The 2,637-nt window shown below is 52.9% G+C and carries 2 protein-coding genes and 1 pseudogene; all 3 read left to right on the plus strand.

What is annotated here, in order from left to right; genetic code table 11:
* Positions 1 to 1,265, plus strand: a 1,265-nt coding sequence (locus CAY82_RS24675; RefSeq protein WP_140399140.1) for an RHS repeat domain-containing protein, incomplete at its 5' end; no start/stop codon positions are given.
* The gene (locus CAY82_RS24680; protein WP_087503438.1) at positions 1,262 to 1,810 is read left to right on the plus strand and encodes a DUF1629 domain-containing protein; all 549 of its coding nucleotides are present in this window, start codon (positions 1,262 to 1,264) and stop codon (positions 1,808 to 1,810) included. The genes CAY82_RS24675 and CAY82_RS24680, both read left to right, overlap by 4 nt.
* 88 nt (positions 1,811 to 1,898) lie before the next feature.
* Positions 1,899 to 2,637 (plus strand): annotated as a pseudogene (locus tag CAY82_RS24685) (type IV secretion protein Rhs); the annotation flags it as partial.

The following is a 2,637-nucleotide window of genomic DNA, read 5'->3' on the forward strand; positions in this document are numbered from 1 at the left end:
ACCCGATTCACCGCCGTTACCAGTACGACCCGGCTGGAGAGTTGGTGCGAACCCTCGACAAGCTGCGGGGCGAGATCAAGTACGAGTATGAAGCGAACGGCCAGTTGCGCAGCCGCGATACCGGCTCGCTGGTAGGCAGCGAAGAATTCCGCTACGACCCGGCAGCCAACCGTCTGGACTTCAATGCGCGCCAATTTGACAAGGTCAGGAACAACCGGATCAGGCAGTGGCGGGACCAGGAGTACCGCTATGATCCTTGGGGCAACCTGATCGAGAAGCGCTCGGGGCACAGCAAGCTGCAGAGCTTTGCCTATGACTGCGAGAACCGTCTGGTTCGGGCTGAAACGGTGGTCAACGGCAAGTTAGAGAGCTCTGGGCAATACCGGTACGACAGTCTTGGACGGCGGGTGGCTAAACAGGCAGAGATCAACGGCCAGGTTGAACAGAAGCGCTTCCTGTGGCAAGGCTTGAGGATGCTGCGAGAAGAGACGCCTGGGCAGAGCATCTTGTATGTGTACGAGCCGGGTGGCTATGCGCCGTTAGCGAGGGTAGATCAGGCGGAAGGGGAAGGGCAGAAGCTTTATTACTTCCATACCGACCAAATTGGTACGCCGCTGGAATTGACCGATAGCGACGGGCAGATCGTTTGGCAAGCGACTTATCGCTCATGGGGCGAGATAGAGCAGCTGACGGTCAACAAGGTCATGCAGAACATACGTTTCCAGGGGCAGTATCTAGATTGTGAAACGGAGCTGCATTACAACACCTTTAGGTATTTCGATCCGGAAGTTGGTAGGTTTATCACTCAGGATCCAATTGGTTTGTCTGGTGGGAGAAACTTATATAGCTACGCTCCGAATTCTATTGGCTGGATAGACCCCTTGGGCTGGTGCTCAAAAGCGCTGGGGAAAAATCTGGAAAGTAGCGGTGTGGCGCGACCTCAAAACACCGCGGCCCACCATATTGTCGGAGATAGCGCAAAACTCGCCGCCCCTGCTAGGGCAATTTTGAATAAGCATGGAATTGACGTTGACGGCGCGGCTAACGGGGTTTTCTTGCCAAATAGATTTAACACTGATATCAGTGTGCCAGGGATACTGCACAACGGGAAGCATCCTAATAGTTACTTTGAATCTGTCAATAAAATTATAGCAAATGCCGATGCCGCAGGTGGTAAGGATGCAGTGCTCAAAGCGATAGGAAATATCCGGCAAAAATTATTGAATGCTCCTAGAGAGTCCAGCTGGAAAGACATTTTTGGATGATTATGAAATATTATTATATAACTCAGAGCGATGAATTTAAAACACTTGTCGGTAAGGGAGACGAACTGGCCTTGTATGATGCCGCACAGCAGTATGCCTTTGGTAAAGATTCCAGTGCTGTGTTTTCCAGGCAGTATGAGTTAGAGTTTAACTCTGACGACAAGAGAAAAAAGGATGGCTCTGATGTGTTTACTTTCTTCAGTCCCGTGCTTGTTTTGACGTCCAAGGCTAAAAGCCTTCTTCAATCTATAGCTTCTGACTCTTTTGTGGATGTAGATGTTCTATCCCCAAACCCAGATCATTTAGGTGTAGTGGTTGATGCGAAAATTGATGGCGCACTTAATAAAGAACTGTCGGAATTTGATGAGTACCCTAACGGCCTGGTTGTTTACAAGCTAGTATTGAATCATCAGGCAGTACAGGGGTTCGACGTTTTTCGCGTAGCTGAAAACCCACTTTCTATTTATGTGTCTGATAGGTTTTTAGAGGCGGCAAAGCGGATAGGCTTGAAAGGTTTGGATTTCAAGGAAGTTGAAGCAGTTTGATTCACGCCGTGAAGGCGATTGTGTATCCAAATGCTCCTTAAAAACCCAGAGTGTCAAGGACTGAGGCGTAAACCTCAGTCCTATTGACGAAGTACAAGACATTAACGCTGAGATACCGCTGCACCGCGACGAGAATGCCCTTGGCCCGACCGACATCAAGCGCGTGGTAAGTACCGCTACGACGAGCACGGCTAGCTGACGACGGTAATCAACCGCTACGGCACGCACCGTGCGCAACTTCAGCTACGCCGAAGGCCTGATGGTCACTCACAGCAAAGCCCTGGGCCTGGGCTGCCACTACCGCTGGGAAACCCAGGGTGGCAAACCACGGGTGGTCGAGCACTGGACCAGCGATGGCGAGCACTACCATTTCCGCTACGACCTCGACGCCCGCACCAGCTGGGCCACCGACGTGCTCGGCCGCGAGCTGGAAGTGCAGTACAACGCCGATCACCGCGTGGTCGCCAGCCGTGACTACGGTGGCGAACGCTACACCATCGAGCTGGACGAGCAGGGCAACATGGTTGGCCTGGATTTGCCGGACGGCAACCGGCTCGCCTTCAAGTACGATGAATACGCCCGCCTGCTGGAAGAAACCGACCCGCTGGGCCGCAAGACCACCTACGAATATCACCACCTGACCACGCTGGTGACCCAGGTCAGCTATCCGGACGGCAGCACCTGGCGAGCGCGCTACGACGACAAGGGCAACCTGCTCGCCGAATTCGATGCCCTCGGCCAGATGACCGAGTACCTGAACAGCGATGACGGCCTGCCGCATACCATCATCGATGCAACTTACAAGTCCAAGTACCTGTGGTGGAACA

The sequence above is a fragment of the Pseudomonas sp. SID14000 genome (assembly GCF_002165135.1).
GTDB lineage: Bacteria > Pseudomonadota > Gammaproteobacteria > Pseudomonadales > Pseudomonadaceae > Aquipseudomonas.

Excerpts from the sequence above, each read along its gene's own strand:
- CAY82_RS24680 (WP_087503438.1), top strand. The coding sequence starts at position 1,262 with ATGATTATGAAATATTATTATATAACTCAGAGCGATGAATTTAAAACA.